Here is a 26203-nt window from a genome sequence, read left to right as displayed (position 1 = left end):
ACAACACCTGGCCGGATTGCAACATGGTTCGCGATGGGCTTCGACGGAGATCGAAGGTTGGAGTGGAGATCCAGCGCGGCCAGGGTGTCGAAGGCTTCGAACCTTCGAACGATGAAGTCACCGTTGAACCTCGGACTTGGAGACGCCATGAACCTCGGGCATTCCATCCGGAATAGGTCCCTGCCCGGATTCGCATCCACTACTGCCCCGATTCGGGGAGTGTGCCCGGAAAGGCGATTGCCCTGTATTGAGTCGTCCGGGATACTACCGGGCTACCATGTACTCAGCTATCGCCATCACCGGGATCAGCATGCGTTCATCGCTGGGTGATGATGCGGTCGGCGCCTGTGCGGCGCTTCGGGCAGGACTGGTCCGACCACGCGAACTTATCCACTGCACGGTCATCAACGAGGACGGCTCCCCGGAGCACCCCATCGGCCACCCAGTCGAGACAGTCCAGGGTTTCCAAGGCATGGCCCGGCTGCTCGCCCTCGCCTACCCGGCGCTAGAGGAACTGAGCTCCCGCGCGAAGCTGCGCGACCCCGGACCTCCTGAACGACTCGGCTTCTTCCTGGCACTGCCCGCGCCGCGCGAGTCCGCGAAGCCGCCATGGCCTGAGCCGGGCCTCTGTGCGCCTCTACTGAAACGGGTTCGCCTGACAATCCAATCGAAGTATCAGGCCGAGTTCCGCTTCGGCCATGCCTCAGTTGCATTGGCAATCAACTCCGCCGCCCTGCGACTGGCCTCCGGCCAGATCGACCGATGCATCGTCGGGGCGGTCGACAGCTATCTCGACGGCGAGACACTCCAAACGCTCCATAAGGAGCGGCGCCTGAAGAGCTACGACGCTCCGGATGGTTTCCAGCCCGGCGAGGCCGCTTCCTTCCTGCTGCTGGAGCCCGTGAAGGCGGCCCAGCGCCGGGGAGCGCAGGTCCAGGGGGTCATCTCCCACGTGGTCGTCGCCGGGCACGAGAAGAAGCAAGACGCGTCTGCGCCCGGGGTGGTGCTGGGGGGCGCGGTGGCATCCGCGCTGAATCACGAGCCAGGCGAACGCGTGTGGATCATCTCCGACCTGAATGGCGAGCCCGGACGCTCGATGGAGTGGGGCAACCTGCTGGTCCGGCTTGCCGCCACCCACCCCGCGCTTCGCGACGCACCCGTGTGGTACCCGGCCACATCCCTCGGTAACACGGGGGCGGTGAGTGGCGCCATCGGCATCTGTGCTGCAGTGCGCGCTTTCGCCCGGGGCTACGCTCCAACTGACGCGGCGCTGATCCTCTGCTCCTCGGATGGACCGGAGCGGGGAGTGATCAGGCTGGAGCGTCTTGCGAGGTGACATGAGCCACCCCAAGCTCGACAACTGCACGCCATATACGGTGGAACCGCTCTACCTCGCAGACGAGCACGGCCAGCCGGTAGTGACCCTGGTGGCCAAGGCCACCTTCACCATCCAAGAGACGGGGCGCCTGACACTCGCGGAGGAGCAGGCTCCGCTGCTGCTCGAGGGCCTGTTCACTGGCGAGAACACCTCGAAGTCCAGCTACCGTTTCGAACCCGAGTGCGCCTTCTTCAAGCCATCCACTGACGTCGTGCTGGTGGGCCATGGCCACCCGCCGCAGGCGGGGCTGAAGGAGTTCCCGGTCACCTTCCAGGTGGGCCCGCTGCACAAGACGGTGCGGGTGGTGGGCGACCGCGTCTGGTACAAGAGCCTCGGCTCGATCTCGATGAGTTCGCCTCTCCCGGTGCAGCGCATCCCGCTGTGCTACGAACGCGCGTTCGGCGGCTGGGACCTCAGCGCCCCAGACGCGAGGCACCATACTTTCGAGCCGCGCAATCCGGTGGGGTTGGGCTTCCGCGGGCGCTCCGGGGCTTTCGAGGAAGGGCTGCGCCTGCCCAACCTGGAGGACCCCAACCATCCCATCACGGCGTTCCGCCAAGCGCCCCCTCCTGCGGGCTTCGGGTTCCTGGCTCCGCACTGGCAGCCCCGCGCCTCGTACGCGGGCACCTACGACGATGCGTGGTCGCGCGAGAGGATGCCATTGCTCCCCAGGGACTTCGACCGACGCTTCCTCAACGCCGCCTCGCCAGGGCTGGTGGCGGCGGGCTACCTCCGGGGGGACGAGTCCGTTTGCGTCATCAACTGCAGCCCGGGCGGGCGGCTCGAATTCCGACTCCCCGGCGTCCCGCCGCCTTCCTTCAAGGTGGCCCTGAAGGGCCGCCGCACCGCGCAGGGCTCCCTTTTCCTGGACACCGTTATTGTGGACACCGATGCGGCGAAGGTGTTCCTCCTCTGGCGCGCGATGCTGCCTCTGCGGACGGGCCCCCTTGACGTGGCCAGCGTGGAGGTCAAGACGGCATTCCAGTAGAATCCACCGGGCTATTAGGACACAGGGGAGGCGCCTGATGGGAACCAGTGTAGGAGTGAACAAGCTGTCGGTGGTGCACAAGGACACCAACGGCGTCACGGTGGCCATGCCCGATGTCTGCAAGACGCCGAGTCCGGGCGGCCCGGTCCCCATTCCCTACCCCAACATCGCCCGCTCCTCGGACACCGCCGCCGCGACCAAGGATGTCTCGGTCGAGGGCAATCCCGTCTGCGTGAAGGACTCCAATTTCAGCACCAGCACCGGCGACGAGGCGGGCACCGCCGGTGGCGGAGTCGCTTCGAGCAAGACCAAGGGCAAGGCAGAGTTCGTTAACTTTTCCTTCGACGTGAAGTTCGAGGGCAAGAACGTCCCACGAAGCCTGGACCTCATGCTTCACAACGACAAGAACACGCCTCCGGCCCCTCTGATGCAACCTCCAGTGGTGGCAATGGGCAAGAGCGAGGAGCCGGTGTCGATACTCTGCACTGTCTGCAAACACGAATTTGACTGAGGGCTGGGAGTCTCGCTTCAGAAGCGGTACCCAGGATCCCAGCCGTCCTGGCAGGCCCTTTCGAGCGCAATCCCACGAAGAGCCGGTAAGAAGGTCGAGCCATGCGTTGGGACATCCTGGAAGATCATCTGAACGAAGCGAGCTTCCTCTGGACCCAGTGGGAGCGGGTGCTGCTGGCGCCGCACTATTCGCTCCAGGAGGTGGCAGGACTGGAGGAGCGACTGCTGGCCCACCTCGACGGGCTGGTACTCGGAGGACCGGAGGTGGCCCGCCGCCTGCTTCAGCCCGCGATCGGGAGCGATGAGTTGGGGTGCGCCGAATCGGCTGCCTTCTGCCTTCTCGCGGAGGAGAACGATCCCGAACTCGAGGCTCCGTCCGCGTGGATTCCCGAGGATGCGGAGACCCTCGCCCCCGCGATGCGGCGAGCCCTCGAGGTATGTGAGCGACCGGAGCTGTCGGCGCGGCTGACCGCACTGGTAAAGGCACGCCCGCCCTCCGTACAAGCCTCCCTCGTCGAGGTTCTTGCCTTCCGGAGGGCGCACCCAGGGGACGTGTTGGAGCCGTTGTTCGCAAGTGGAGACACTGCGGCTCAGGCCTCTGTGCTGCGCGCAGTAGCCCGCGTCCCGGTGCCGTCTGGCTCCGACCTGGTGAAAAGGGGCCTGGGCAGCCCCAGCCCTACAGTGCGCGATGCGGCTCTTGAGGCGGGGCTCGTGCTAGGCGTCCATGAGGCGTGGTCCCTGTGCCAGGCGCTGGCCCGTGCTCATGAGCCGACCGCCGGGCGGGCTCGCCTCCTGTGCGCGATGAGTGGAGAGCCGGACAACGAGGCGTGGTTGGTGGAGGCGCTCCAGAGACCCGGGCTCCGCCGGGACGCACTTGAGGCGGCGGCCTTCTCCGGCCGACGCGCGCTGGCGGATGCCTGTCTCCCGCTCATGCGGGACGAGGCGTTGGCCCCGCTGGCAGGAGAAGCCTTCTCGGCCATCACCGGGCTGGTCCTGGAGAAGGACCTCGTTGCCGAGCGCCGCCCGGAGCAGGATACGCTCCCCCCTCTGGAGGAAGACCTGGACACGGATCTCCAGCTTCGCCCCGAAGACGCGCTGCCGATCCCCAACCCCGACGCTGTCGAGCGGTGGTGGAGCCGGACCCGGCCGGGGTTCGATCCACAACTGCGCTACCTCCGGGGCCACCCCTTCACGATGGAGCGGCTCATCAGCGAACTGGAGACCGGTCCCATGCGGCGCCGCGCCTCGCTCGCGCTGGAACTGGCCATCCGGAGCCGGGGCGAGCACTGGCTTCCGGTGCGTGCCTTCACCGGAGCGCAGGTTCGCGCCCTGAAGCAGGCCCGGGTCAAGCCCCCGCCATCGGGAACGATGCCTTTCCGGAGCCTCCTGGGCCGCACGTGGCGGGCGGGCTGAGTTCCTCTCCTGGATCAATCGAGAAGGACTGAATCATGCCTCACTTCAACGGCAGCGAAGCCAACACCAAGATTCACACGACGAAAGTAGGAAATTGCGGCAAGGGCACTACATGCAGCGAATACCGGAACAACACGGTCCCACTGCCGAGCGGCTGGGAGCCCTGGGAGGCGCACCACATCCTCTGCTACCAGAGCGTCAACGCGTACGGCGAGAAGCAGCAATACAAGGACGTCCTGGACGAAATCAACGACTGTTACAAGCTGACGGATTGGTGCCTCAACCAGCCGCCGAACATGGTTGCGCTTCCGCGAAAACCCGTCTACCGCAACTTCCCTGCGGCACGGGGCCTCAACCTGCCTTGCCACGACGTGCACCACAATCTGGCAATCGGTGGCTACCGGGATGAGGTAACCAAGGCCTTCATCAAGGACATCTGGAATCCCATCAAGGCTGCGGTGGACAATGCGGCCAACAGTAATACGCACTTCACGCCCGCCGACGTGCTGTCGGAATTGCAGTCCCTGGAGAAGTCCTTCCGAGCGAAGCTGCACTCCCGGGGCCTTCGCTCGGGAGGAACACTGATCGCCTGGGCCAATCAGGGGAGCCTTACGAATGGCTGGTGGCTTGCGTTCTCGATGGCTGCCGATGCGGTCGCCATGGCGAACCCGCTCCCGACGCTGTAGACCGGTGCGGCCGGGTGGACAGACTCAATCACGGGAGAGAGAGAATGACGGTGCCGAATTATCAGTGCTGGGAGTCGGTTGCGGTCGGAAACGCATGCATGCTTGACCCCATCGAGGGCCTGGACCGATCCTACGAACTGCTCAAGGGGGTTCCCCGGGCCGGCCGGTTTTCGAGCAACGCACTCTTCCGGATGAGCGCGGACTATCCAAGGAACATCGGGCTGACCGACTGCTTGGCAAATCTGGACGACCTGCTGGTCGCCTCGAAGCGTCTGAAGGAGTTCCTCGAAGCCAGGAAGTTGCCCAACCTTGAGTACCACCCAGTGTCGATCCTCGACCACAAGGGGCGGGTGGCCAGTAGTGAGTACTTCCTCGTGCATCCCGTCCATCCACAGGACTGCCTCGACCTGAAGGCGAGTAACCCGCGCTACAACAAGATCGACCCGACCCTGATCTCCCAGGTGCAGGATCTCGTCATCGACGAGTCGAAGATCGCCCCGGGCGTGGGGCTGTTCCGGCTAGTGGGATTCGGCAAGCCACTCATCGTCCACCGTGAGTTGGCTGCGGAGATCTCCCAAGCGGGCTTTGTCGGTCCGGTATTCATCGAGCTGAACAGGTTCGACAAGTAGCCAGCCAGTCCACCCATGGAACCTCTTCCGGACTTTGTCATATTCACGGACGAAATCGAGCACGGGCTGCGCAACCTGGAGCATCCCGCGTGCTCGCTCCAGCTGGCGGGGCGTTTCTGCGACCAGGTGACGGCTTGGCGCCGGGCACTGGGGATTGCCAAGCTGCTGCTGCACGCGGACACCGACGGCTTCCACCACGAACTCCTCCGGAGCGCGTACACGCGCCGGTACTACCTGGAGCGCTGTCGGAGCGAGGGGTACGCGGACTTCCACGGGGCCGCCAGCCGGTTCGAGCCGTTCCTCGATGCGCTCACCGCAGGTGACTTCGCGTGCGCGAACCGCATCGCGGAGCTGTCGCCCACCACGCTCCGGCAGGGGGATGAGTACCCGGAGGACTTTGCCTACGCCCGATTTCTGCTCGACTTCTGCCTGGCGGATGGTCGTGCCAGCGATGCCCTGGAGGCCCTGCTCGCCCGGTACGAGGCGATAGATGGTCATTCCCCGGCGCGGCTTGAGCTCTGTCAGGCCCTGTGCTCCCGGAATACAGCTCGCTTCGAAAGCGCCTTCGAGGCACTCCTTGAGGACCAAGCCCAGGAAGTCGCGCGGCAGCAGCGGCGCTTCATGACGGACGCTCCCACGGTGGCCGGGCAGTCCGTCTTCATCGAGGGGCTCGCGCTCCTGAAGCTTGCGGATCGGTTTTCGATTCCAACTGGGGGCGAGTATCGCTTCTGCCCCGCGCTGGCGCGGATCTCGATGGAGCAACCCTTCCCGCGAAACGGGTATCCAGGCGCGGGCGGCAGGAGCGAGTAGGCGTCCCTGGCAAAGAGGCAAACTCGCCGTGCTTCCGGCCCCAGTTTCGGTGTCCCCGACGGGGGTTCGAACCCGTCGGGAAAGGGCAGGGGGCCCGGCGTCAGGCCTTGAGCGCCTTGGCGATCGGCAGCTCGCGCACGCGCGTTCCCGTGAGCGCGAAGACGGCGTTCGCGATGGCCGGCGCCACCGGCGGCACACCCGGCTCGCCAATGCCTCCCGGTGCCTCGTCGCTGGCAACGATCTCCACGTGGATCTTGCGCGGCGCCTCACCGATGCGCGTGAGCCGGTAGTCACGGAAGTTCGACTGCTCGACCGCGCCTCCCTTCATCGTGATGCCACTGTAGAGCGCGATGCTCGTGCCGAAGATGATCGAGCCTTCCATCTGGGACTTCACGCGATCCGGATTGATGACCGTGCCGGCATCCACCACGATCCACGCCTCGTCCACCGCGATCTTGCCCTCCGGGTTGCGCACCACCGACGCGACCACCGCCACGTAGGACAGGAAGCTCCGGTGCGCCGCCAGGCCCAGCGCCCGGCCGTCCTTCTTCCGGTCGCTCCAGCGTGACAGCTCCGTCACCCGCTCGATGACGCCCCTCAGCCGGGCCACGTTCACCGGATGCTTCTCCAGCGGCTGGCCGTAGTTGGCGAGCTTCTCCACGCCCAGCTCCTGCACCGTCTTCATCACCCGCGGCGGTCCGAGCACCTCGAGCAACACGTCTCGCGGATCCTCGCCCCGGGCGTGGGCGATCTCGTCGATGAACGAGTTGACCGAGAACGCGTGGAAGATGTTGTACACGGATCGCAGCCAGCCGATGCGCACGTGGGCATTGGCCTCGCACGCCTCCGCGCGGATGTTGGGCACCCCGATTCCCAAGTCCAGCACGCCCTGCTGCAGATCCCCCGCCGAGGGCCGGTTGACCGGCGCGAACGTCGATCCGATCGGCGGGAACGCGGTGCGGTGCCTCCAGGCCACCACCTTGCCGTTCTCGTCCAGGCCCGCCGTCAGGCGCTGCGCGCTCACGGAGTGGTAGTAGTCGTTGCGGATGTCGTCCTCGCGCGTCCACTGCACGCGCACCGGCACGCCCGCCTCCTTCGCCAGCAGCACCACCTCGGAGATGAAGTCCGCCTTGGACTTCCGTCCGAAGCCGCCTCCCAGGAACGTCACGTGCACCGTGACCTTCTCGGGGGGCAGTCCCAGCACCTGCGCCGCCGTCCCGCGCGCCGCCTGCGGGTGCTGCGTGGGGGCCCAGATCTCACACGTGCCTCCCTCCACCCGCGCCACCGCGACCGGCGGCTCCATCGGCGCGTGCGACAGGTGCGGCACGTGGTACTCGGCCTCGATCACCTTCGCCGCCTTGGCCAGGGCCGCCTCGGCGTCTCCCACGCTGCGCACCACCGTGCCCGGCGCCGCCACGGACGCGCTCAGCGTCTTGCGGTACTGCTCCGAGTCGTACGTCGCGTTCTCGCCCTCGTCCCAGATGATCTCCAGCGCGGCGCGGCCCTTCATCGCCGCCCAGGTGTTCTCCGCCAGGACGGCGATGCCGCCCCAGGTCTGGAACAGGTACGGGGCCTTCGGCGCCGGCAGCTCGATGACGCGCTTCACCCCGGGCACCGCGAGCGCTCGGCTGGCGTCGTACTTCACCACCCTGGCCCCGACGATCGGCGGCCGGGCGATCACCGCCGTGAGCATGCCCGGCAGCCGCACGTCCGCTCCGAACACCGCGCTCCCGTTCACGTAGGCCGGCCCGTCGAGCAGCGGCAGCGGCTTGCCCACGTTGCGCAGCTCGTTCTTCGGCCGCAGCTTGACGTCCGCCGGCTTGGGCACCGCCAGCTTGCCCGCCTCGAGCGCCAGCTCTCCGAAGCCCAGCTTGCGCTGAGTCGGGCGGTGGAGCACCACGTGGTTGCTGGCCTCGCAGGTGTCCGGAGACACCTTCCAGCGCTTCGCCGCGGCCGCCACCAGCATCGTGCGCGCGGTGGCTCCCGCACGGCGCATGTCCTCGTAGATGCCGCGCACGCTGTTGGAGCCGTCCGTGTTCTGGTCTCCGTACGCCGGATCTCCGTCCGCCTGGACGATCTTCACCCGCGCCATGTCCGCGCCCAGCTCATCGGCGATCAGCACCGGCAGCGAGCTGCGGATGCCCTGGCCCATCTCCGAGCGGTGGCAGACGATCGTCACCAGTCCATCCGGAGCCACGTGCACGAAGACGTTCGGGTTCAGCCCCGGGGCGGAGTTCTCCTCGGCCTGGGAGCTCGTTGGCGGCTTGGGGCCCGAGCGCTTCCCGGTGGGCTCGTCCGCGAGGCTGTCGCTGGAGAAGAAGCCGATGGCGAGTCCGCCCACCGCCAGGTTCATCCCCGCCAGGAAGGTCCGCCGGGCAATCAACGAGTGCTTGCTCATCGCGTCCTCCCTATTCCTCGGACATTCCCGCGGCCTTCTTCACGGCCGCGCGGATGCGCGTGTACGTGCCACACCGGCACAGGTTGCCCGCGAGCGAGTGGTCGATCTCGGCATCGGTGGGCTTCGGCTTCTTCGCGAGCAGGGCCGCCGCGCACATGAGCTGTCCCGACTGGCAGAACCCGCACTGCGGAACGCCCAGGTCCACCCAGGCGCGCTGCAGCGGGTGGTTGCCGTCTGGCGACAGGCCCTCGATGGTCGTCACCGAGTGTCCGTCCGCGCGGCGGATGGGCGTCACGCACGCGCGCACCGTCTGGCCGTCCAGGTGCACGGTGCACGCGCCGCACAGCGCCTGGCCGCAGCCGTACTTCGTGCCGGTCAGGCCGAGCACGTCACGCAGCGCCCAGAGCAGCGGCATCTCGGGATCCACGTCGAGCTCCTTCTCGACGCCATTGATACGGACTCGAATGCTCATGGCCGTGCCTCCTCGCTCGGGCACTCCGCGCCCGTTTCCACCCATGCCGCCACGATGGCGCCGAAGCGCTCCTGCGTTCCCGGTGCCGGCTCGCGATCCGCGCCCGGCTTCCAGCCCCAGCCCACCAGCTCGTCGTGCGCGTTGTGCTCGACGAGCTGCGCCAGCGACTTGCCGCCATTGCGCGCCGGATCCTTCAACTGCTCGCACACCTGGCGGGGCGTCCGGCCCACCCAGGCCATCGACAGGGGCGCGAGGTGCCAGTCCGGCGCCCCGGGCACCCGGGCGAGCTCCGCGTTGCGATCCGGGTGGCAGCTCGTGCACTCCATGCCGGGGATGCCGCGATCCTCGGGGCCTCGCTGGACGGGCGGATCGTGCAGCTGCAACCCGGTCCGCTGGTAGGGCGAGCTCCCATCCGGATGGCAGTTCGCGCACCGCGGGTGCAGCAGCACCCGGCTGGCCTCCAGGAACAGCGCGCGAGAGCGATCGGCCTTGTCGGTGATGACGCCGAACGCCTCGGGGGCGCGCAGCTCGGAGGGGCCAACCTGGGGAAGCATCTCGGACGGCGACGGAGAGGGCTGCCGCCGGCCACAACCCATCGCCAGGAGGACGAGGGCGGACGCACAGAGACGGACGTACGGCTTCGTGGTCGTTCTCAAGCCCTTGCAAGGTACTCCAAATGTCAGCCCTCCAGGGAGGAGTTGTGTGAAGAGCCTCGCCACCGCGAACCCCTGAGGGGCCGCCGGGCCTAGAAGCTGCCCGCGAGCCCCAGCACCGCGCCACCCCGCAACGAGACGGGGGCCGAGCCCCTCAGGCCCCGGCCCCCGTCTGGCTCTTCAGCGATTCAGCGGCTTAGAGCATGTCCTTCAGGGCCTTGAGGGCCTGGATCTTCACGACCTTGCGGGCCGGCTTGGCCTTGAACGTCGTCTCCTGGCCGGTGAACGGGTTGATGCCCTTGCGCGCCTTGGTGGCCGGCTTCTTCACGACCTTCATCTTCATCAGGCCCGGCACCACGAACTTGCCGGGACCGCGGCTGCCCATGCTCTTCTGGATCGCGCCGCTGAGCGCCTCGAACACCGAGGACACCTGCTTCTTGCTCAGCCCGGTCTCCTCGGCGATCGACACCAGCAGCTCGGACTTCGTCGGGCCCCTGTCGGAGGAGCCAGCCTTCTTCGCGGTAGCGGTCTTCGTCTTCGCGGCCATTGTGATTCTCCTTGTGGAAAGGAAGGAAGCTACAACTGCCTCTATCTATTCAGCGGGAAATCGGCAACGGATCAAACGCAAGGATCTGACGGATCCGCTCCGGAGCCGACGATCAGCCTCCAGATGAGGCCTCCGGGCTCCTGATGCGGACCTTACGTCAGGAGGCTCGCGTGCTGGAAGGCCACCACCCGGGCGAGTGGCCCCGCGCTACTGGATCAGCGGACCGAATGTCCACTCGGGGTTCGATGGGCCCGCCCCATACCGCACCCGGAGCGGCTCTCCCGTCTTCACCCGGGCGAGCTCCTGGGGCGTGAGCGTGAACACCACGCGCCGCAGGTCGCTCGGGTCCGGGTAGTGGCTCGAGGTGGACGTGAGCCCTCCCACCACCAGCGTCAGCAGCTCGTCGCGGACGGCGAAGGGCTCGTCACCGCGCAGCTCCAGCTCGAGGAGCCCGTCCTGGCGCATCAAGAAGCGGACGATCCGGCCGGGCACCTGCCTCCGGGCGAACGGCGCGGCGAGGGCCGCCACCCCTCCGGGAGCGGGCCGCGCGGCCAGCGGGTAGTGCGTGGTGGCGCCCTGCGTCGAGGCGCGGAGATTGGCGAGGAAGAGCTCCCCGCTCGGCGTCTGGTCGAAGGTGAACCGCACGCCGCGGATCTCCTCGAGGCCGTCCGTCCGGAACGCCTGGAGGGGCAGCCGGGCCGTCTGGAGCATGGAGTGGAAGTCCCCGAAGGGCCCGCCCACGGGCCCCCGCAGGTCCACGAAGTCGGCGATGTCGAGCGGCTCCGAGAGGTGGCCCTTCGCGTCGACGAGCTGCACGGAGAAGTGGGTCGGCTCGAGGAAGCTGTTGAGGCCGCTCGGGGCCCGGTCGATGCGGAAGTCCAGCGTGGCGTAGTGCTCCAGGGACAGCCCCTCGCCGGGTGGGGCGAAGTTCGCCTGGAACCAGGTGCTCCGTCCGGCGGACGTCCAGGAGATCCGTGCCCCGTGGAGCCGCGGATCATGCTCGGGGAGGGGTCCGTGCTCGATGGAGATGTGGCTCGCGTCGTTGGGCACGCCGGACGAGCCCATGCCGGTCGGGCCCAGGAAGTCCTCCAGCCGCAGGGTGATGTCGTCGTCCGGGCTGGGCGTCATGCCGCGGTCCACGCGGGTGATGGCGGCCAGGCTCGGCGGCACGGGAAACTGCGGATCGAAGATCCGGTCCCAGACCTGCTCCCGGGCCTGACCCACGTTGGCGAGGAAGAAGGCGAGCATGGGGATGCGGCCCGTCTCCCGCTGGGCCGCGGAGCCCGATACACCCGGCTCGGTCGAGAACAGGGGCTCATGGCCGGTGCACCCCGGCGAGTCCGATTCCTGCCACTCGGTGTTGTAGTAGTTGTGGTTCGCGCCCCACACGGTGAAGGTGGACTTCATCCGCTCCGGATGCTCGTTCTCGGTGAACAGCATGCGATCGAAGGGGCGGACGCCCTGGAGATTGAACACATCGCCGTCACACATGGGCAGCAGGACGTTCCACCGCGTGCCGTTCGCATCGAGCACGCGCGAGGTCTGTCCGTCCACGGGGCCGATCTCGAAGATGGCGTGGAAGCGCAGGGAGTCGGGGATGCGCTGCTTCCAGGGGCTGCCGGGATCGCGATACTGGGCGTAGGCCGCCCGGGCGCCCTCGCCGCCGCGCGAGTGCCCCATCAGCCCCAGCTGCTGGAAGTCCAGTTGCCCCCTCAGGCTCACCCCCAGGGAGGTGGGAGTGGGCTCGAGGCCGCGGTTCCACCGGCTGAGCTGGACGAGGTGCTCGAGGATGAGGCGTCCCCGGGCCAGGTTCAGGCCCGGATCCCCGCGGATGCCCCGGGCCGCGTTGATGCCGCGGTTGGCGTTGATGGAGACGACGATGTAGCCCCGGGCCGCGAGCGGCTCGGCGATGTAGCCATAGCCGGCGTGGCTGGGGACCACCACGTAGTCCGGCGGGCACGTGCCCGTCTCGGTGTACTCCGCGTTGTCGTCGACGCGCGGGTTGGCGCCCGTTCCGCACGTGGCGTGATTGCCGTGCAGGAAGACGATGACGGGGTAGCGCTTGCCCTTCTTCAACGTGGCCGGGCGGTAGACGCGCGCCCACAGCTCGGTGAAGCGATCCGGCAGGATGTCCGGATCCACGGAGGCCGGGAGCTTGTACTCGGCGCTGACGACGGGTTGCAGGGCCTCCTGGGCGAGCGGCGCTTCGGTCCGCGCGAGGGAATTCTCCTCCGTGTCCCAGGAGTCCTCCGTGGCCCCGCACCCTCCCGTGCCCGAGATGACCCACGAGGAACACACCACTGCCGTCACGAATCGGCCGATACCCATCGCTCCCCCCTCCACGCTCCAACCCACCCCTGGCGCGCAAGGTTGTCTTGGGCGTCCGGGGTGTCAATCCGGGCTCGGAGGCCGGGGAAAGCGCGACCCGCTGACGCTTCCACCGGCTTCGTGAGGGGGAGAGGGCAGGGGAGCTCACCAGCTCGTGCGGACGGGACGGCCCTCCTCGTAGCCGGCCTGGCTCTGCACGCCCACCACGGCCCGCTGGTGGAACTCCTCCACCGTCCGCGCGCCCGCGTAGGTGCAGGAGCTGCGCACGCCCGCGATGATCTGATCGATGATGTCCTCGACCCCGGGGTGCTCGGAGTCCAGGTACATGCGCGAGGAGCTGATGCCCTCCTCGAAGAGCTCCTTGCGGGCGCGCTCGAAGAGGGACTCGCCACGCGTGCGGGCCTTCACGGCGCGCTGCGAGGCCATGCCGAAGTTCTCCTTGTAGAAGCGGCCATCGCTGTCGCGCAGCACGTCCGCGGGGCTCTCGTAGGTGCCAGCGAACCAGGAGCCGATCATCACGTTGGCCGCGCCCGCCGCGAGCGCCAGCGCCACGTCGCGCGGGTGCCGGACTCCGCCATCCGCGCACGCGTGCTTGCCGAGCTTCCGGGCCTCCTCGGCGCAGTCGAGCACCGCGGAGAACTGGGGCCGGCCCACGCCCGTCATCATGCGCGTGGTGCACATGGCCCCGGGCCCCACGCCCACCTTGACCTGGTCCGCGCCGGCCGAGATGAGGTCGCGCGTGCCCTCGCGCGTGACGACGTTGCCCGCCATGATGGGCACCGAGGGAGCGAGCGAGCGGACGATCTCCACCGCCTCGAGCATCCGGCGCTGGTGGCCGTGCGCCACGTCGATGACGAGCAGATCCGTCCCGGCACGCAACAGGGCCTCGGCCTTGCCCTTCACGTCGCCGTTGATGCCGATGGCCGTGGCGATCAGCAGCTTGCCCTTGGCGTCCAGCGCCGGCTTGTAGAGCGTCGAGCGCAGCGCGCCCTTGCGCGTCACCACGCCGATGAGCCGGCGCCCGCGGACCACCGGCGCGGAGGTGAGCCGTCGGCTGGAGAGGCGATCGAAGATGGTCTCGAGCGGCGTGCCCTCGTCGATGGTGACGAGGTCGGTGGACATGACGCGCTGCAGCTGGGTGAAGCGGTCGAAGCCGGCGGCATCGTTCTCGGTGAAGATGCCGACGGGCTCCTCGTTCTCGTTGACGACGACGACGGCGCCGTGGGCGCGCTTGTGGATGAGGTTGAGGGCCTGCTGGATGGTGTCGCCGGGCCGCAGGGTGATGGGCGTCTCGTAGACGGTGTGGCGCGACTTCACGTAGGCGATGTTGCTCTCGACGATGTCGAGCGGGATGTCCTGGGGCAGCACGGCGATGGCCCCGCGGCGGGCCACGGTCTCGGCCATGCGCTTGCCGGAGACGGCCGTCATGTTGGCCACGACGATGGGGAGGGTGGTGCCCAGGCCATCGGCCGGTGTCAGGTCCACGTCCAGCCGCGAGCCCACCTCCGAGCGGCCCGGCACCATGAAGCAGTCGTTGTACGTGAGATCGTAGGGAGGCTTCTGGTCATCGAGGAAGCGCATCACACCCTCCAGGAGGGGCGTACCCTAGCGCTCGTGAGCGGGGGATGCCCCATGGATTGGAATCCACCCGGAGAGCCGCGTATTTTGGCGCACATGAGCGATGCCGGGATGAGGGCGCCGGTGCTGGATGTGGAAGGGCTGGAGAAGACCTACGGCGACGTGAGGGCCGTGCAGGGGCTGACCTTCCAGGTCGCTCCGGGCGAGGTGCTCGGGCTGGTGGGACCCAACGGGGCGGGGAAGACGACCACGCTGCGCTGCCTGGCGGGCATCCTGCCGCCCTCCAGCGGGCGCGTGCGGGTGGCGGGGCATGACCTGGCGGGCGAGCCGGTCCAGGCCAAGCACGCCCTGGCGTTCCTTCCGGACGAGCCGCGCCTCTTCGAGTACCTCACCGTCTGGGAGCACCTGAACTTCGTGGCCCGGCTGTACGGGGTGGCGGACTGGGAGGAGCGGGCGCGGGCGCTGCTGGACGAGATGGAGCTGGCCGGCAAGGAGAAGGCCCTGCCCGGGGAGCTGTCGCGCGGGATGAAGCAGAAGCTGTCCATCGCCTGCGGCTTCCTGCACTCGCCGCGGCTCATCATCCTCGACGAGCCGCTCACGGGCCTGGATCCCCTGGCCATCCGGCGCATGAAGGCGTCTCTGCGCCAGCGGGCGGAGGCGGGGACGGCGCTGGTGCTCTCCTCGCACCTGCTGCCGCTGGTGGAGGAGCTGTGCCACCGCATCCTCGTCATCGCCGGGGGGCGCGCGGTGGCGCTCGGGACGCTGGCGGACATCCGCGCGCAGCTCAGTGGGCCGGATGGCTCGGCGGCGTCGCTGGAGGAGCTCTTCATCCGGATCACGAGCGCGTCCCCCGAGCCGCGGCCGGATCGGGAGGCGCCGTGAGCTTTCCGCGTGCGGTGACGTTCCTGTGGGTGGCCTCGGCACGCAACCGGGTGCTGCGCCAGTTGCAGCGCCTGCGCCAGCCGAAGTACCTGGTGGGCGCGGTGGTGGGCGGGCTGTACGTGTACTCCGTGTTCCTGCGGCGGTTGAGCTTCGCGGGACAGGAGGACCCGGTGCCTCCCGGGGCGCAGCTCTTCAGCCAGTTCATGCTCGCGGTCGCGATGCTGAGCACGGTGCTGTCCGCCTGGGCGCTGGGACCGGACCGGCCCTCGCTGTCCTTCAACGAGACGGAGGTGCAGCAGTTCTTCCCCGCGCCCGTGTCGCGGCGGGGGCTGCTGCACTACAAGCTCGCGCGAGGCCTGGTGGGCGCGGCCATGGGCGCCTTCGTGGCCACCCTCTTCGTGAGCCGCGTGATGAACGGGCACCCCGTCCTCTTCTTCCTGGGCGCCACCGTGACGCTGTCCACGGTGCACCTGCACGTGACGGCGGCTTCCTTCGTGCGGACGCGGCTCGCCCGGTATGGAGGGGCGGGGACGGCGCTGCGCTGGGCGGCCCTCACCGCCGCGAGCGCGTTGATGTTCATCGCCGCGCTGTCCGCGCTGCGCGAGCACCCGTTGCCCACCGAGCTGAAGAACGCCCGGGAGCTCCATGCGTTGCTGGCCTCGTTGATGGACTCGCCGGCCCTGGGGCCGGGACGGTTGCTGGTGGCCCTGCCGCTCGCGCCGGACGTGGGGAGCTTCCTGAGGACACTGCCGCTCGGGCTGGGCCTGTTCGCCGTGCACTACGTGTGGGTGATGCGGGCGGCGGTGGCCTTCGAGGAGGCGGCGGTGGTGAGGGCCGAGGAGCGGGCCCGGCTCCGGGAGCAGCTCTCGCGGGGGGGCGGCCATGCCACGCTCCCGCGGATGCGCCCCGCGTACTTCGAGCTCGCGCCCACGGGCCGGCCGGAGGTGGCGATCCTCTGGAAGAACCTCATCGCCGGGCGGCGGCTGGGTGGGGCGGGGCGGCTGCTCGCCGCGGGGCTGGTGGGCGGCCTGGTGGCGGCGGTGGCCTCGGGCCGGGGCCTGTCCGAGGCGCTCGACAACGTGCGCCTGTTCATGGCGCCGCTGTGCGCGGGGCTGGCGGGGGTGCTGTGCTTCTTCGGGCCGTCCGCGCTGCGGTTCGATCTGCGGATGGATCTGCCGAGGCTGGAGCAGCTCCGGGCGTTGCCGCTCACGGGGAGGCAGGTGGTGGCGGCGGAGCTCGCCGCGCCGGCGCTGCTGCTCGGGGTGGCGCAGGCGGGGCTCGTCGTGCTGGCGATGGCGATGGCGGTGTGGCAGGGAGGTACGTACACGGCGCTGTGGGTGGCGGCGGGACTGGGGGCGCTGTGGGTGCTGCCGGCGGTGTCGCTCGGGGGGCTGTTCGTGCAGAACGCGACGGTGGTGCTGTTTCCGGCGTGGCTGCCGCCCGAGGGCGAGCGGGTGCGGGGCCTGGAGGCACTCGGGCAGCGGTTGCTGACGCTGGGGGGGACCCTGCTGGTGCTGCTGGTGGGAATGTTGCCCGCGGCATTGCTCGCGGCCGGGGTGGGTTTCGGTCTGGAGTGGCTGCTGGACCTGGGCGTGTGGGCACTGCCCTTCGCGGGGGCCTCCGCGGCGGCGGTGCTCGTGGCCGAGGTGGCATTTGGCGTGGTGGGCCTGGGATACGCCTTCGATAGGCTCGATGTCTCGACGGAGGGGAAGAACTCATGAAGACGTCCCAAGACGCTCCCGTGCATCTGATCTCGAAGTGGATCTTCCGGAAGGGCCGCGAGAAGGAGGGCGTGCGTGCCCTCGAGAGACTCGCCGAGGAGGTGCGCGCGAACGAGCCCGGGACGCTCATGTACCGCGTCCACACTCCCGTCGTGGATGAGCGGGGGCTGCCCCCCTCGCTGCCGGCCTCCGTTCCCCAGGAGGTGGTGTTCGTCGAGACCTATGCGAACACGCAGGCCTTCCTGGATCACGTGAATGGCCCTCGCTTCACCCGCTTCGTGAAGGAGCACGGCGCTCTGTTCCTCGGGCCATCGAACACCCCGGGCAAGCCCTTCATCCAGGTCCAGTTCCTGGAGCTCCAGGCGGGCTTCACCCGCGAGCCGCCGCGGGTGAACGGAGTGGCCCTCTATCGCATCGAGCCCGGCCGGCTCGAGGGCAGCTGGAGCGTGTCGGGGCACGGCATCAACGGCAAGACGGGCATCGAGATCGCCGAGAAGAAGGGGAGGAACCGGAGCGGCCTGCCCGGCCAGTACGACGTGCGCATCTGGAATCCGGGCACGCCCATCTCGCAACCGCCCTTCTTCACGGGCACGCTCACCATCAAGCCCCTGCCGGACGGGACGGATCCTCGGATGGAGAGCTACGCGCTCACCTGGACCCGGCCGGACAGCCCCGAGGCCTACGAGGGCCTGGGCCTGCGCCGGAAGGACTCGGATCAGCTCACGGTGAGCTACTGGAACCAGGTGCCGCCCGCCGGGCCCACGCGGGCGGCGGTCCAGCAGGCGCCCACCAACAAGCACCCCTCGGTGATGTTCGAGATCATCGCCAACAAGCAGGGGCCGCTGCTCGACTTCTACCGCTCGCTCTTCGGGTGGAACTACCAGTTCGGCACCGGCAACTTCGCCTACATCCGCTTCCCCGGGGAGCCCCAGCCGCTGCTCGGAGGCATCGGGCAGGCGGACCCGTCGGTGCCGGGCTTCGAGCCGGGCCGCAACTTCTACCTGCTCGTGGAGGACCTGAAGGCCACGCTCGAGCAGGCCGGGAAGCTTGGCGGCAGCACCTACGTGGAGCCCGTCACCGTCGACGGCTACAACTTCGCCATGATGAAGGACCCGGAGGGAAACATCGTCGGGCTGATCGAGCCCTTCACCTCCAGCACGGGGCCGCAGGGCACCCAGAAGACGGGAAGGGCCAGGGCTCGCAAGGGCACTCCGCGATGAGCTGAGCGCCAGGGCTCACGGGCTGCCGTTCAATGCGGCCCGGCGGCCTCGGGGGGCGCGGACAGGGTGCGCACCACCACCGAGCGGCATGCCGAGCACACGACGCCGCTGCGCTCCCAGTGGACCTGTTCCTCCAGCTCCTGGGCGGACTCCTGGCCCTCCTCGAGCTGCTTCACGAGCGCGGCGAGCTCGTCCTCGGAGCTGCCGCCACCGGAGGGGCCGAGCACGTCCTGCTCACCCTGCAGGACGAGGGAGAAGCGGTAGTACACCTCGTTGGCGACGATAACACGGACGCATGCGGCGCACGTCTTCGGTCGGGGGCCGGACATGAGGGGACAGTAACCGGAAGCGAGGCCGGGAGCCCGTCCGTGTGGCTCAGTCGAGGAATCGGCGCCACCACCGCCGGACTTCCTCTTCCGTGTAGCCCCTCCAGGAGTTGACGAAGCCCGGGGAGAACGGGACCGACCAGGGTTCCAGCACGCGCGCGAGCTCGCGGTAGGCGGGGAGGTCGCGGCCCTGTTCCATGTCCCCGGCTTCTGGCCACTGCCCGAGCGTCACCAGCGCGCGCTCGCCTTCCATCTCCTGCACGGTGGTTCCAGGAGAGTGGAGCCGGGTACGCAGGCCCGCCACGCCCTCCAGCGCGCCGAGCACGGGCTGGCCCAGGAAGTTGAGCCAGTGCACACCCTCCACGTGCGTGCCCTGCCGGCAGAGGAGGACTCCGACGTGGGACGCGTCCACCCCCGGGTAGCGGAAGAGCTCGGTGCGGATTTCGGGCAGGAGGCGGCGGCGCGAGCCCAGGAGTTCGAAAGCGAGGCCGGCATGGCCGGTGGAGAAGCGCAGGGAAGAGGCCATTTCCAGGACCAGTTCCCTCACCCGTCCCGGGCCGTGCTGCTCGAGGTACTCCGTGGGAAGAGTGGCCCGCAGCACGCTGACGCTGCCTTCCGGAGGAGAACGCCACGGCAGGCGGGCGCAATACGTGAAGCCGTATCCGTTGTACTCGAACGAAGGGGCGCCGGTCAGATTGAAGAAAACCTCGTAGCCTTGCTTGGTATTTCTTCGGAAGAACTCTGTCTCCTCTCCGAAGTCATCCAAGAAGATGCGGCGGGTTCCGGGGTGCAGACATTCGTGGATGGCCTGCCATCCCTTCTCCACGATGGAATGGGAGGTTTCGCTAGAAGTGTCCTCCCAGTAGCTGATGGCCTCAGGACCTACGCCGACCGCACGTTGGTAGGCATCGAGGGCACGCGCGACCCCCACGGCCAGGTCGTGGTGGTCGTGAGGAAGGTAGAAGGTGAATTGAACAACCTCGCGGATGAGCAATCGCTCCCCCTGCCGCGTGGGTCCGTATCGGCGGATGCGGGGATAGTGCTCATTCATGGTTGAGTCCAAGCTGGGGCGTCACGATGGCTGAGGGGCAGTTACCGCCCAGTGCATCGTACGATTCGAGTTGTGTACGTACCTTGCCAGAGAAGGGATTGCTCTTGCTGGTGAGCGTGCAGGGAAACTTGAAGTCGTAGACGCATTGAACCCTGGTGGGGTTGCGCGCGAAGTGCAGGACGATGTCTGGTCTGAGCGAGCCCGTCCCGTGGTCGGTCAGCACGTATTGCCCTGGTGACGGGCCAGGCACATAGCGGGGTTCTATCGAGATGTTTTCCGGGAACCGGGTGAGGAGCCGCAACCGTACGCAGGCGAAGGCGACCTCGTGCTTCATCGTCCCGAGCTCCATGGCCCGCGTTATCTTGTTCTGCTTCTCGTCATGGCCGACCACCCTGTCGCACTCGGCGTCGTCCGGGTATTTGCCCTCGCCATACTCCCGCTCGTTGACCTGGAAGTCCGCCTCCTTCGCGCACTCGACGAGGATTGTCTCGATGAGGCGCAGATCGGCCTCGTCGAGGACCTCCTTGAGGGTGACGAGAAGCCGGGCCGCTTCCAGGGCGCGAGACAGCCACGGGATGAGGGCCTCTTCACCCGGCGCGGTGGTGTAGCAGGCCGGATTGTTCAAGCAGCCCCGTGTCGCCGAGTCCACGGATTGAGCGTAGGCGCCTCGCGGAGGCGGCCCCATGGAACGTTGCGTGGCACATCCGGCCAGCAGCACGGCCCACACCACGAGGCCCAGGCTCCGTCCCGGTGTCACCGGGTGGGCACCGTGCGCATCGAGTTACGTCCCACCATGATGTCCACGAGCTTCTTCACGCGGCGGAAGACGCTCTCCTGCACGTAGGGCACGCCGTGCTTCTCGCAGAGCGCCTTCACCCGGGGCTGCACCTGCTGGTACTTGCTCATGGGCAGGCTGGGCCAGATGTGGTGCTCGATCTGGTAGTTGAGCCAGCCGTGGAGGAAGTCGACCCCATCGCTCCCGGTGGCGTAGTTCACCGAGCCGATCACCTGCCGGACGCAGAACTCCGCGTTGTTCTTCGCTTTATCGTGGAACCGGTAGAGGTCATCGCCCGCGTGGTTGGGCGCGATCAGCACGAAGCTCTGGATGTTCGTGAGCAGCTCGGCGAGCACGCTGTTGGCCAGCACGCTGAGCGCGGCCCACGCCCCGAGCGGCGCGAACAGGGCGGGCAGCAGCACGAAGCGCAGGCCCACGTAGGGCAGGATGCACGTCCACCAGAACGCCCGGCCATCCGCGGTGAGCGGGTTGAAGGCCGTGATCAGGCGCGGGGTGCTCCCATCGTCCTTCTCGCCCGCGCGCCGCCGCTCGGCCCGCCGCCACTCCAGGAAGGTGTTGGGCGCGTAGTACGTCAGCTTCCAGGTGCAGGCGAAGAAGGCCACGACCGCGTACTTCGCCAGCAGGGGCATGGAGGAGCTCCGCAGGAACCCGGTGTTCTCCTCCACCAGATCCGGATCCGCCGTCTCGCCCGTGCGCCCGTGGTGCAGCGCGTTGTGCTCGTGCCGCCACGCGTCGGGGTGGATCCAATCCGGCCAGTCCAGGAAGCGGCGCCACCCCGAGGCGAACGCACGCCCGGTGCGGTGCTCGGGCATGCCGGGCACCCGGTCGTAACCCCGGTGCGTCACGTGGTGCGCCATCATCGTCCAGCGCGCCGTGTTGCCCTGCGCGATCAGCAGCGCCGAGAGGGGATTGGGTGCCAGCCACGCCGTCGCATAACCGAGCGCCGAGCACACCCGGCCCCAGCGCTCGATCTTCCGGAAGTGCGCGAGGTCCTCGGGACCGAGGGAGGACTCCATCTCCGTGCGCAGGGCCTGCAGGTCCCGCGCGAAGGCCTCTTCATCGATGTCGAGGCCCGGGAAGGCGGAGCGCGGAGGTTCCTCCACGCGCATGGCGAGTGCCGTATTCATGAGGTCTTGCTGGCTCCTGGAGAGACGTGCCCGGTGGGCCGTCTAGCATCGCAGGGTACGGAGCCGAAGCAACAATCTCACGGGTTCGCCCGGCGTCCGGGCGGGGAGGCGAGCCGTCAGGGCGCTCCCTTCCTCATCCGCAGTTGCTCGAGGGCCCGCGCGAGCTGCCCGGTGTAGTCCACGCCCGTGTCCTCGTCGACGAACCGCTGGCCGGGGGCCTCGAAGTAGCCCGAGCGGGCGTAGGCCACCTTGAGGAGCCGGACCTGCTGCTCGGGATCCAGCTCGCCCCAGCTCTGGCCCGCGTCCAGGGCCGTGCGCCAGTCCGAGCCCTCGCCGAACCACTGGCTCCAGAGCGTCTCGCAGACGTGGTCGGTGCCCCCCGCCTGGTACTGCCAGACGTGGCCCATCTCCTGGACGAGCAGATGCATGGGGAGCTGGAGCGCGGCGGAGTCCGTCCGGGGCACGTCCCGAGGCACGTAGAGGGTATGGCCGAGCACGAAGGGGCGGCCGGCCAGCGAGAGCAGCCCGAGCCTGCCCACCTTGAGGCGGACCCGCTCGTAGTCGATGCTGTCCCCGAACACCTTGCGCAGCTCGGCGATCTGCCTCGGAGCGAGCCGGCCGCCCACGGGCTCGAGGCCGAGGAGCGTCTGGATGCCGCTCAGCACCCGGCCTCCCAGGCTCAGCAGGACGTCGAGGGGAATCTGGACGAGCAGCTTCAACACGCCCCGGCGCAGCGCGTGGCCGCCCGTGGAGAACCTGCCCGTGAGGAGCCCGCCGAGCCCCCGCGCGAAGCACTTCACGGCCCACCACAGGTTCCGCAGCACCCCGAGCCCCGCGCTCACGAGACCGGCGAGCAGCAGGGGCGGTGTCCACGGGGTGCCAGGAGCTCCAGGAGTGGATGAAGCGAGAAGCGCGGACCGGGTGCCCATGGTGCCTCCACGAGAGAGCGGCCAACCCAGGCTCGGCACGATCAGCAGCTGGTGCCAGGGAGGACACCCACCCGGAAGGGCCGGTGCGTGCGCTCCAGAGCACACTCCGGCCCGGCCGCGTCGAGCACCCGACAGCGCGGTCCGCCTTCAGGGTGACAGGCCGAGGGCGGTGCGCCCCAACTCGTGTGCGTCCCGGGTGGACTCGAGGGCCTTGGCTCCGGCGAGGAATCGGAAGGCGCGCTCGTAGAAGCGCTGCAGGAAGAGACGGGCGCGTTTTACAACGTCCAACAGGCGACTCTGTTCATCACAAGTGCTAAGATTCGGGACGGAGTGCGACCAATTTTCGTTTCTTGGGAGAGCCTGTTATGCAGAAGTTCAGGATCACCATCGAGGGGCGCCAGTTACCCATCGAGGATGTTTTCAACGAAAAGTTTCTGTTTCAGATTCCAGAGTACCAGCGCCCCTATTCCTGGGAACTTGAGCATGCGGTCGCATTGTTCGAAGACCTGCGCGCTGCACTTGGCGAGGGCACCGAACAACTCGACTACATCGCACCTTACTTTCTTGGTAGCATCGTGCTCATCAAGGATGAGCGTCCTGCGTCCTACGTGGTTGATGGTCAGCAGCGGCTTACCACGCTAACGATCCTACTGTCTGTTCTTCGTTCCCTTTTTCCACAGAGCCAAGCATCAAAGCTCGATCGCTTCTTGTATCAGCCTGGTGATGAATTTACCGGGCTCGCTGAGAGCTTCCGGCTTCGTGTACGGGACGATGATCGAGATTTCTTTCAGGAGTATGTTCAACGCCCTGGGGGTATCGACAAAGTTGCATCCCTCGACCCAAAAGTCCTCAAGCTTGAGACGCAACGAAGGATCCGCGCTAACACACTCGCGCTCTATGATTCAGCCAAGAAGCTCAGCGACGATGCCCGGCTGCGGCTGACTCGTTACCTCCTGACCCGGTGCTTCCTCGTCGTGGTGTCCACACCAGACCTCGATGCTGCTTACCGGATCTTCTCGGTGCTTAACGATCGCGGGCTGGATCTTTCGCACGCAGACATTCTCAAAGCCGAGATTGTTGGCGGCATCCCGACCGATGACAGGCCGACGTTCGCGAAGAAGTGGGAGGCGCACGAAAACCGCCTGGGGCGCACTGCGTTCAACGATCTGTTTGCCCACATCCGAATGATCCATGCACGAACAAAGCTCAAGGGCACCGTGCTCAAGGAATTTCGCGAGGTTGTTGTCACTAAGTACCCAGATCCAGCCAAGCTCATCGACAGCGAGTTGCTGCCAATGGCCGAAGCGTACGAGGACCTGTTGACAGCCAGCTTCACGAGCAGCGAGCACGCTGACGAGATCAACCAACTGCTGAGCTGGATGCTGGGGAATGGTGAGCGAGTAGGTATCGAAAACGTCGACTGGATTCCTCCGGCGCTCCGATGTCTCGCCGCATACCGCCGGGCTGAGCCGTCGCCTTTCAAGGAATCTGCTGCAGTACTTCGCTTCCTACGTGACCTTGAGCGCCTCGCCGCTGGGATGATGTTCCTTCGGAACAACATCAACGATCGCATCCGACGCTATGGTCAACTGCTTGAGGCAATGGAGCGCGGTGACGATCTGTACGCCGATACCTCTCCTCTGCAATTCACTGCGGATGAGCAGACCAGGATATTAAGTATCCTCGATGGTAACTTGTATGAAGAACAGCGGATCCGGCTCTATGTACTCCTTCGGCTTGATCAAACGCTGTCCGACGGCTCGGCCTCATACGACTACCCGGTGATCACTGTCGAGCATGTGCTCCCACGAAATCCACCGTCGAATAGTCAGTGGAGAACGTTGTTCAACGACGCTCAGCGTTCGGCGTTTGTGCACCGGCTCGGCAATCTCGCGCTGCTCTCACGCAGGAAGAACAGCGAAGCATCCAACTTGGAGTTCACGCCCAAAAAGGCCAAATATCTGGCAACCGCGAAAAGCGGTGGATCGCCATTCGTGTTGACCAGTGAGGTTCTCCATGAATCTACCTGGACGCCTGCTGTAGTGGAGGCACGGCAGAAGAGGTTGCTCGCGAAGCTCACCTCTCTCTGGCGTCTGACACCAATGCAGCCATCTGCAGGAAACACCAACTGAAGAGTCCCCATGGCGATGATCGCGAGAGGCCATAGCACCGTGGTACTCGCGGGTACTCGCGTTTCCAATGGTTCATGTAATGCAGACGCAGGACACCGAGTGTTGGCCATAGCCTTGTTTGTGCGCATATGGGCTAAGTGTCTGTTCCGGTAGTAGGCAGACCTGCATCCTCGCCCGAGGAGCAATCGGGCAGGGACGGTCTCTACCGGAACAGGCACTTTAAAATGTCTAGCAGCGTGCCACTCGGCAGGCCATCGAACGCCGCAAAGTAAAAGACATGACGAAGATCACGATCACGATCCCAGACCACATCCCCCATGGCCGTAAGGCGAGCGTTCTGAAAGGCATTATTCGCAAACTCATGCCTCTTGCGGACGTGAGGACACCGCTTGACTACACTCCTGAAGGGCATGAACTAGCCATTCAAACTGGCGAAGATATTGCCGAGCAGATCGAGCGAGCCATTGAAGCGCACGTTGAGCGCTAGCACCAAACGCGCAAAAGGGTCGAAACGGGTGACCTGAAAAGTTCCGCTCGCCCAGAGGGAGGCCAGGTCACCTCCGCTCGGGGGCAGCGGAACCACCATCTCCACCAGAAAAGGGCCCTCGACGCGTTTGGTGCTAGTTGAGGAAAGTATAGGCGGAATGGGGCTCTCCAGCGGGGCGGCGGGCTGGTCATAGGGTACCGCGCAGTGCGTACCTACTCGCGCTTCAGGTACACCGAGTGACAGGAGACGCACGTCTGCACGAGCAGGCCGTAGCTCTCGGAGAGCGCCGCGTCGTCCTTCTTCCCGGCGGCGGCGGCGACGGCCTGGGCCCGCCTGCGCACCTCGTCCTGGAGGACGAAGAAGCGCTCGGGCAGGAAGGCGGCGGGCTCGTCCTCGGAGCCTGCCTGGGGACGATCGATCCGGGGCTCGGCGGCGATGCGCTCGGCGGTGGCGCGCGCCACGTCGTAGCGGAGCAGCGTCACGCTGAACATCAGATCGCGCGCGTCCTGCCCGTGGCGGGCCATCTTCTTGCGCAGCAGGGCGCGGGCATCCTCGGGGAGGTAGTCCGGCGCGGGCAGGCCAGGGCCACCCTTGGCCTCGGCGGCCTTCGCCTTGGGCTTGGACGCGGCGGAGGCGCTCAGGAGGGCTCCCAGGGACAGGCAGCCGGCGAGCACCAGGGACAGGGGGGACGGGGCACGCTTCATGGAAGGCCCTCGCGGGAGGCTACGCCTGCTCGTCTTCGGCGACCTCGCCGCGGGAGCTGGCGACGCCGAACGTGTTGGCCTCGGACATCTCCTTGGTGGTGCCCCGGTACGCGCGATACGCGAAGGGCGCGGCCACGAGCATCGCGATGACGCCCAGGCCGATGGCCTTCCAGGGGATGGGCTCTTCCTTGATCTGGATGTCCCGGTTGTACGAGTTGATGTTGTACTTGGGGCGGGAGCGGGCGGTGTCACGCTCCTCCTGGGTCATTTCTTCGCCCTGGAAGCTCTGCAGCTGCCGCCGCTGGGCGAGGGCGGCGCCGCCAGTGACGAGCACGAGGACGGCCAGCAGACGCGAGAAGAGGGGGAGGCGCATGGCGGCGCAGCCTACCACGACCTGACAGGTGCGTAGAACAGGGCTTGCTTCCCCCCCGGCGCTCC

General features: G+C 67.4%; 26 protein-coding genes. 12 read left to right on the top strand and 14 right to left on the bottom strand.

The annotated features are described in order from the left end of the window. The first annotated feature begins 277 nt into the window (after positions 1–277). From AC16DP_RS37925 to AC16DP_RS37895, 7 genes are all read left to right on the top strand, one after another. On the top strand, positions 278–1336 hold the full coding sequence (locus AC16DP_RS37925; RefSeq protein WP_329732356.1) for a hypothetical protein: 1059 nt from the start codon (positions 278–280) through the stop codon (positions 1334–1336). A 1-nt stretch (position 1337) separates the two neighbouring features. Next, positions 1338–2366, top strand: coding sequence for a DUF2169 family type VI secretion system accessory protein (locus tag AC16DP_RS37920; RefSeq protein WP_329732355.1), 1029 nt, complete (start codon positions 1338–1340; stop codon positions 2364–2366). Positions 2367–2403: 37 nt separating this feature from the next. After that, positions 2404–2877 carry a DUF4150 domain-containing protein gene (locus AC16DP_RS37915; RefSeq protein ID WP_329732354.1) on the top strand — a complete coding sequence of 158 codons (474 nt, stop codon included), beginning with the start codon at positions 2404–2406 and terminating at the stop codon, positions 2875–2877. A 101-nt stretch (positions 2878–2978) separates the two neighbouring features. Then, complete coding sequence (locus tag AC16DP_RS37910) at positions 2979–4289, top strand: TIGR02270 family protein (RefSeq protein WP_329732353.1); 1311 nt, start codon at positions 2979–2981, stop codon at positions 4287–4289. Positions 4290–4324: 35 nt separating this feature from the next. Next, entirely contained in the window at positions 4325–4975 is a 651-nt protein-coding gene (locus tag AC16DP_RS37905) for an AHH domain-containing protein (RefSeq protein ID WP_329732352.1), read from the top strand. A 44-nt stretch (positions 4976–5019) separates the two neighbouring features. Continuing rightward, a complete protein-coding gene (locus AC16DP_RS37900) occupies positions 5020–5604 on the top strand; it encodes an imm11 family protein (protein WP_329732351.1) in 585 nt (194 codons plus the stop codon). Positions 5605–5619: 15 nt separating this feature from the next. Then, on the top strand, positions 5620–6414 hold the full coding sequence (locus AC16DP_RS37895) for an Imm49 family immunity protein (protein ID WP_329732350.1): 795 nt from the start codon (positions 5620–5622) through the stop codon (positions 6412–6414). A 100-nt stretch (positions 6415–6514) separates the two neighbouring features. Here AC16DP_RS37895 and AC16DP_RS37890 read toward each other — a convergent pair whose 3' ends face one another. From AC16DP_RS37890 to AC16DP_RS37865, 6 genes are all read right to left on the bottom strand, one after another. Further along, positions 6515–8812: a xanthine dehydrogenase family protein molybdopterin-binding subunit gene (locus AC16DP_RS37890; protein WP_329732349.1), complete on the bottom strand. Its 2298-nt coding sequence runs from the start codon at positions 8810–8812 to the stop codon at positions 6515–6517. A 10-nt stretch (positions 8813–8822) separates the two neighbouring features. Then, the gene (locus AC16DP_RS37885) at positions 8823–9284 is read right to left on the bottom strand and encodes a (2Fe-2S)-binding protein (protein ID WP_329732348.1); all 462 of its coding nucleotides are present in this window, start codon (positions 9282–9284) and stop codon (positions 8823–8825) included. Beyond that, on the bottom strand, positions 9281–9880 hold the full coding sequence (locus AC16DP_RS37880; protein WP_329732396.1) for an Isoquinoline 1-oxidoreductase subunit: 600 nt from the start codon (positions 9878–9880) through the stop codon (positions 9281–9283). The genes AC16DP_RS37885 and AC16DP_RS37880 overlap by 4 nt, the downstream gene beginning before the upstream one ends. A gap of 253 nt (positions 9881–10133) precedes the next feature. Then, complete coding sequence (locus AC16DP_RS37875; protein ID WP_329732347.1) at positions 10134–10484, bottom strand: HU family DNA-binding protein; 351 nt, start codon at positions 10482–10484, stop codon at positions 10134–10136. A 207-nt stretch (positions 10485–10691) separates the two neighbouring features. Beyond that, entirely contained in the window at positions 10692–12812 is a 2121-nt protein-coding gene (locus AC16DP_RS37870) for an alpha/beta hydrolase (protein ID WP_329732346.1), read from the bottom strand. Between the two features lie 144 nt (positions 12813–12956). Further along, complete coding sequence (locus tag AC16DP_RS37865) at positions 12957–14393, bottom strand: GuaB1 family IMP dehydrogenase-related protein (RefSeq protein ID WP_329732345.1); 1437 nt, start codon at positions 14391–14393, stop codon at positions 12957–12959. Between the two features lie 108 nt (positions 14394–14501). Between AC16DP_RS37865 and AC16DP_RS37860 the strand changes: the two genes are divergently transcribed. Genes AC16DP_RS37860 through AC16DP_RS37850 form a run of 3 tightly spaced genes read left to right on the top strand, consistent with a single transcriptional unit; the run spans position 14502 to position 18213 of the window. Continuing rightward, positions 14502–15272 carry an ABC transporter ATP-binding protein gene (locus AC16DP_RS37860; RefSeq protein ID WP_414640783.1) on the top strand — a complete coding sequence of 257 codons (771 nt, stop codon included), beginning with the start codon at positions 14502–14504 and terminating at the stop codon, positions 15270–15272. Further along, complete coding sequence (locus AC16DP_RS37855) at positions 15269–16993, top strand: putative ABC exporter domain-containing protein (RefSeq protein ID WP_329732344.1); 1725 nt, start codon at positions 15269–15271, stop codon at positions 16991–16993. The genes AC16DP_RS37860 and AC16DP_RS37855 overlap by 4 nt, the downstream gene beginning before the upstream one ends. Continuing rightward, positions 16990–18213 (top strand): antibiotic biosynthesis monooxygenase, encoded by a 1224-nt coding sequence (locus tag AC16DP_RS37850; RefSeq protein ID WP_329732343.1) that lies wholly within the window; start codon positions 16990–16992, stop codon positions 18211–18213. The genes AC16DP_RS37855 and AC16DP_RS37850 overlap by 4 nt, the downstream gene beginning before the upstream one ends. A 29-nt stretch (positions 18214–18242) precedes the next feature. On the opposite strand, the gene AC16DP_RS37845 is transcribed toward AC16DP_RS37850, so the two are convergent. The 6 genes from AC16DP_RS37845 to AC16DP_RS37820 all read right to left on the bottom strand — a co-directional run bounded on the left by AC16DP_RS37845 (position 18243) and on the right by AC16DP_RS37820 (position 22730). Then, a complete protein-coding gene (locus AC16DP_RS37845) occupies positions 18243–18542 on the bottom strand; it encodes a hypothetical protein (protein WP_329732342.1) in 300 nt (99 codons plus the stop codon). A 46-nt stretch (positions 18543–18588) separates the two neighbouring features. Beyond that, the gene (locus AC16DP_RS37840) at positions 18589–19590 is read right to left on the bottom strand and encodes a type VI immunity family protein (RefSeq protein ID WP_329732341.1); all 1002 of its coding nucleotides are present in this window, start codon (positions 19588–19590) and stop codon (positions 18589–18591) included. Next, complete coding sequence (locus AC16DP_RS37835) at positions 19583–20347, bottom strand: hypothetical protein (protein ID WP_329732340.1); 765 nt, start codon at positions 20345–20347, stop codon at positions 19583–19585. Before AC16DP_RS37835 ends, AC16DP_RS37840 begins: the two co-directional genes overlap by 8 nt. Further along, positions 20344–21513: a fatty acid desaturase family protein gene (locus AC16DP_RS37830; protein WP_329732339.1), complete on the bottom strand. Its 1170-nt coding sequence runs from the start codon at positions 21511–21513 to the stop codon at positions 20344–20346. Before AC16DP_RS37830 ends, AC16DP_RS37835 begins: the two co-directional genes overlap by 4 nt. A 116-nt stretch (positions 21514–21629) precedes the next feature. After that, positions 21630–22442: a hypothetical protein gene (locus AC16DP_RS37825; RefSeq protein ID WP_329732338.1), complete on the bottom strand. Its 813-nt coding sequence runs from the start codon at positions 22440–22442 to the stop codon at positions 21630–21632. 147 nt (positions 22443–22589) lie between these two features. Continuing rightward, a complete protein-coding gene (locus tag AC16DP_RS37820; RefSeq protein WP_329732337.1) occupies positions 22590–22730 on the bottom strand; it encodes a hypothetical protein in 141 nt (46 codons plus the stop codon). A gap of 77 nt (positions 22731–22807) precedes the next feature. On the opposite strand from AC16DP_RS37820, the gene AC16DP_RS37815 reads away from it, so the two are divergent. Together AC16DP_RS37815 and AC16DP_RS37810 are read left to right on the top strand one after the other, a co-directional pair. Continuing rightward, the gene (locus AC16DP_RS37815) at positions 22808–24574 is read left to right on the top strand and encodes a DUF262 domain-containing protein (RefSeq protein WP_329732336.1); all 1767 of its coding nucleotides are present in this window, start codon (positions 22808–22810) and stop codon (positions 24572–24574) included. 277 nt (positions 24575–24851) lie between these two features. Next, positions 24852–25061: a hypothetical protein gene (locus AC16DP_RS37810; protein ID WP_329732335.1), complete on the top strand. Its 210-nt coding sequence runs from the start codon at positions 24852–24854 to the stop codon at positions 25059–25061. A gap of 212 nt (positions 25062–25273) precedes the next feature. On the opposite strand, the gene AC16DP_RS37805 is transcribed toward AC16DP_RS37810, so the two are convergent. After that, entirely contained in the window at positions 25274–25765 is a 492-nt protein-coding gene (locus AC16DP_RS37805; protein WP_329732334.1) for a hypothetical protein, read from the bottom strand. Between the two features lie 19 nt (positions 25766–25784). After that, positions 25785–26138 carry a hypothetical protein gene (locus AC16DP_RS37800; RefSeq protein ID WP_329732333.1) on the bottom strand — a complete coding sequence of 118 codons (354 nt, stop codon included), beginning with the start codon at positions 26136–26138 and terminating at the stop codon, positions 25785–25787. Positions 26139–26203: the final 65 nt, after the last annotated feature.

It is taken from the genome of Archangium sp. (assembly GCF_057119385.1).
Note: the sequence above shows the minus strand (reverse complement) of the source record. Positions and strands in the feature narration are given on the sequence as shown.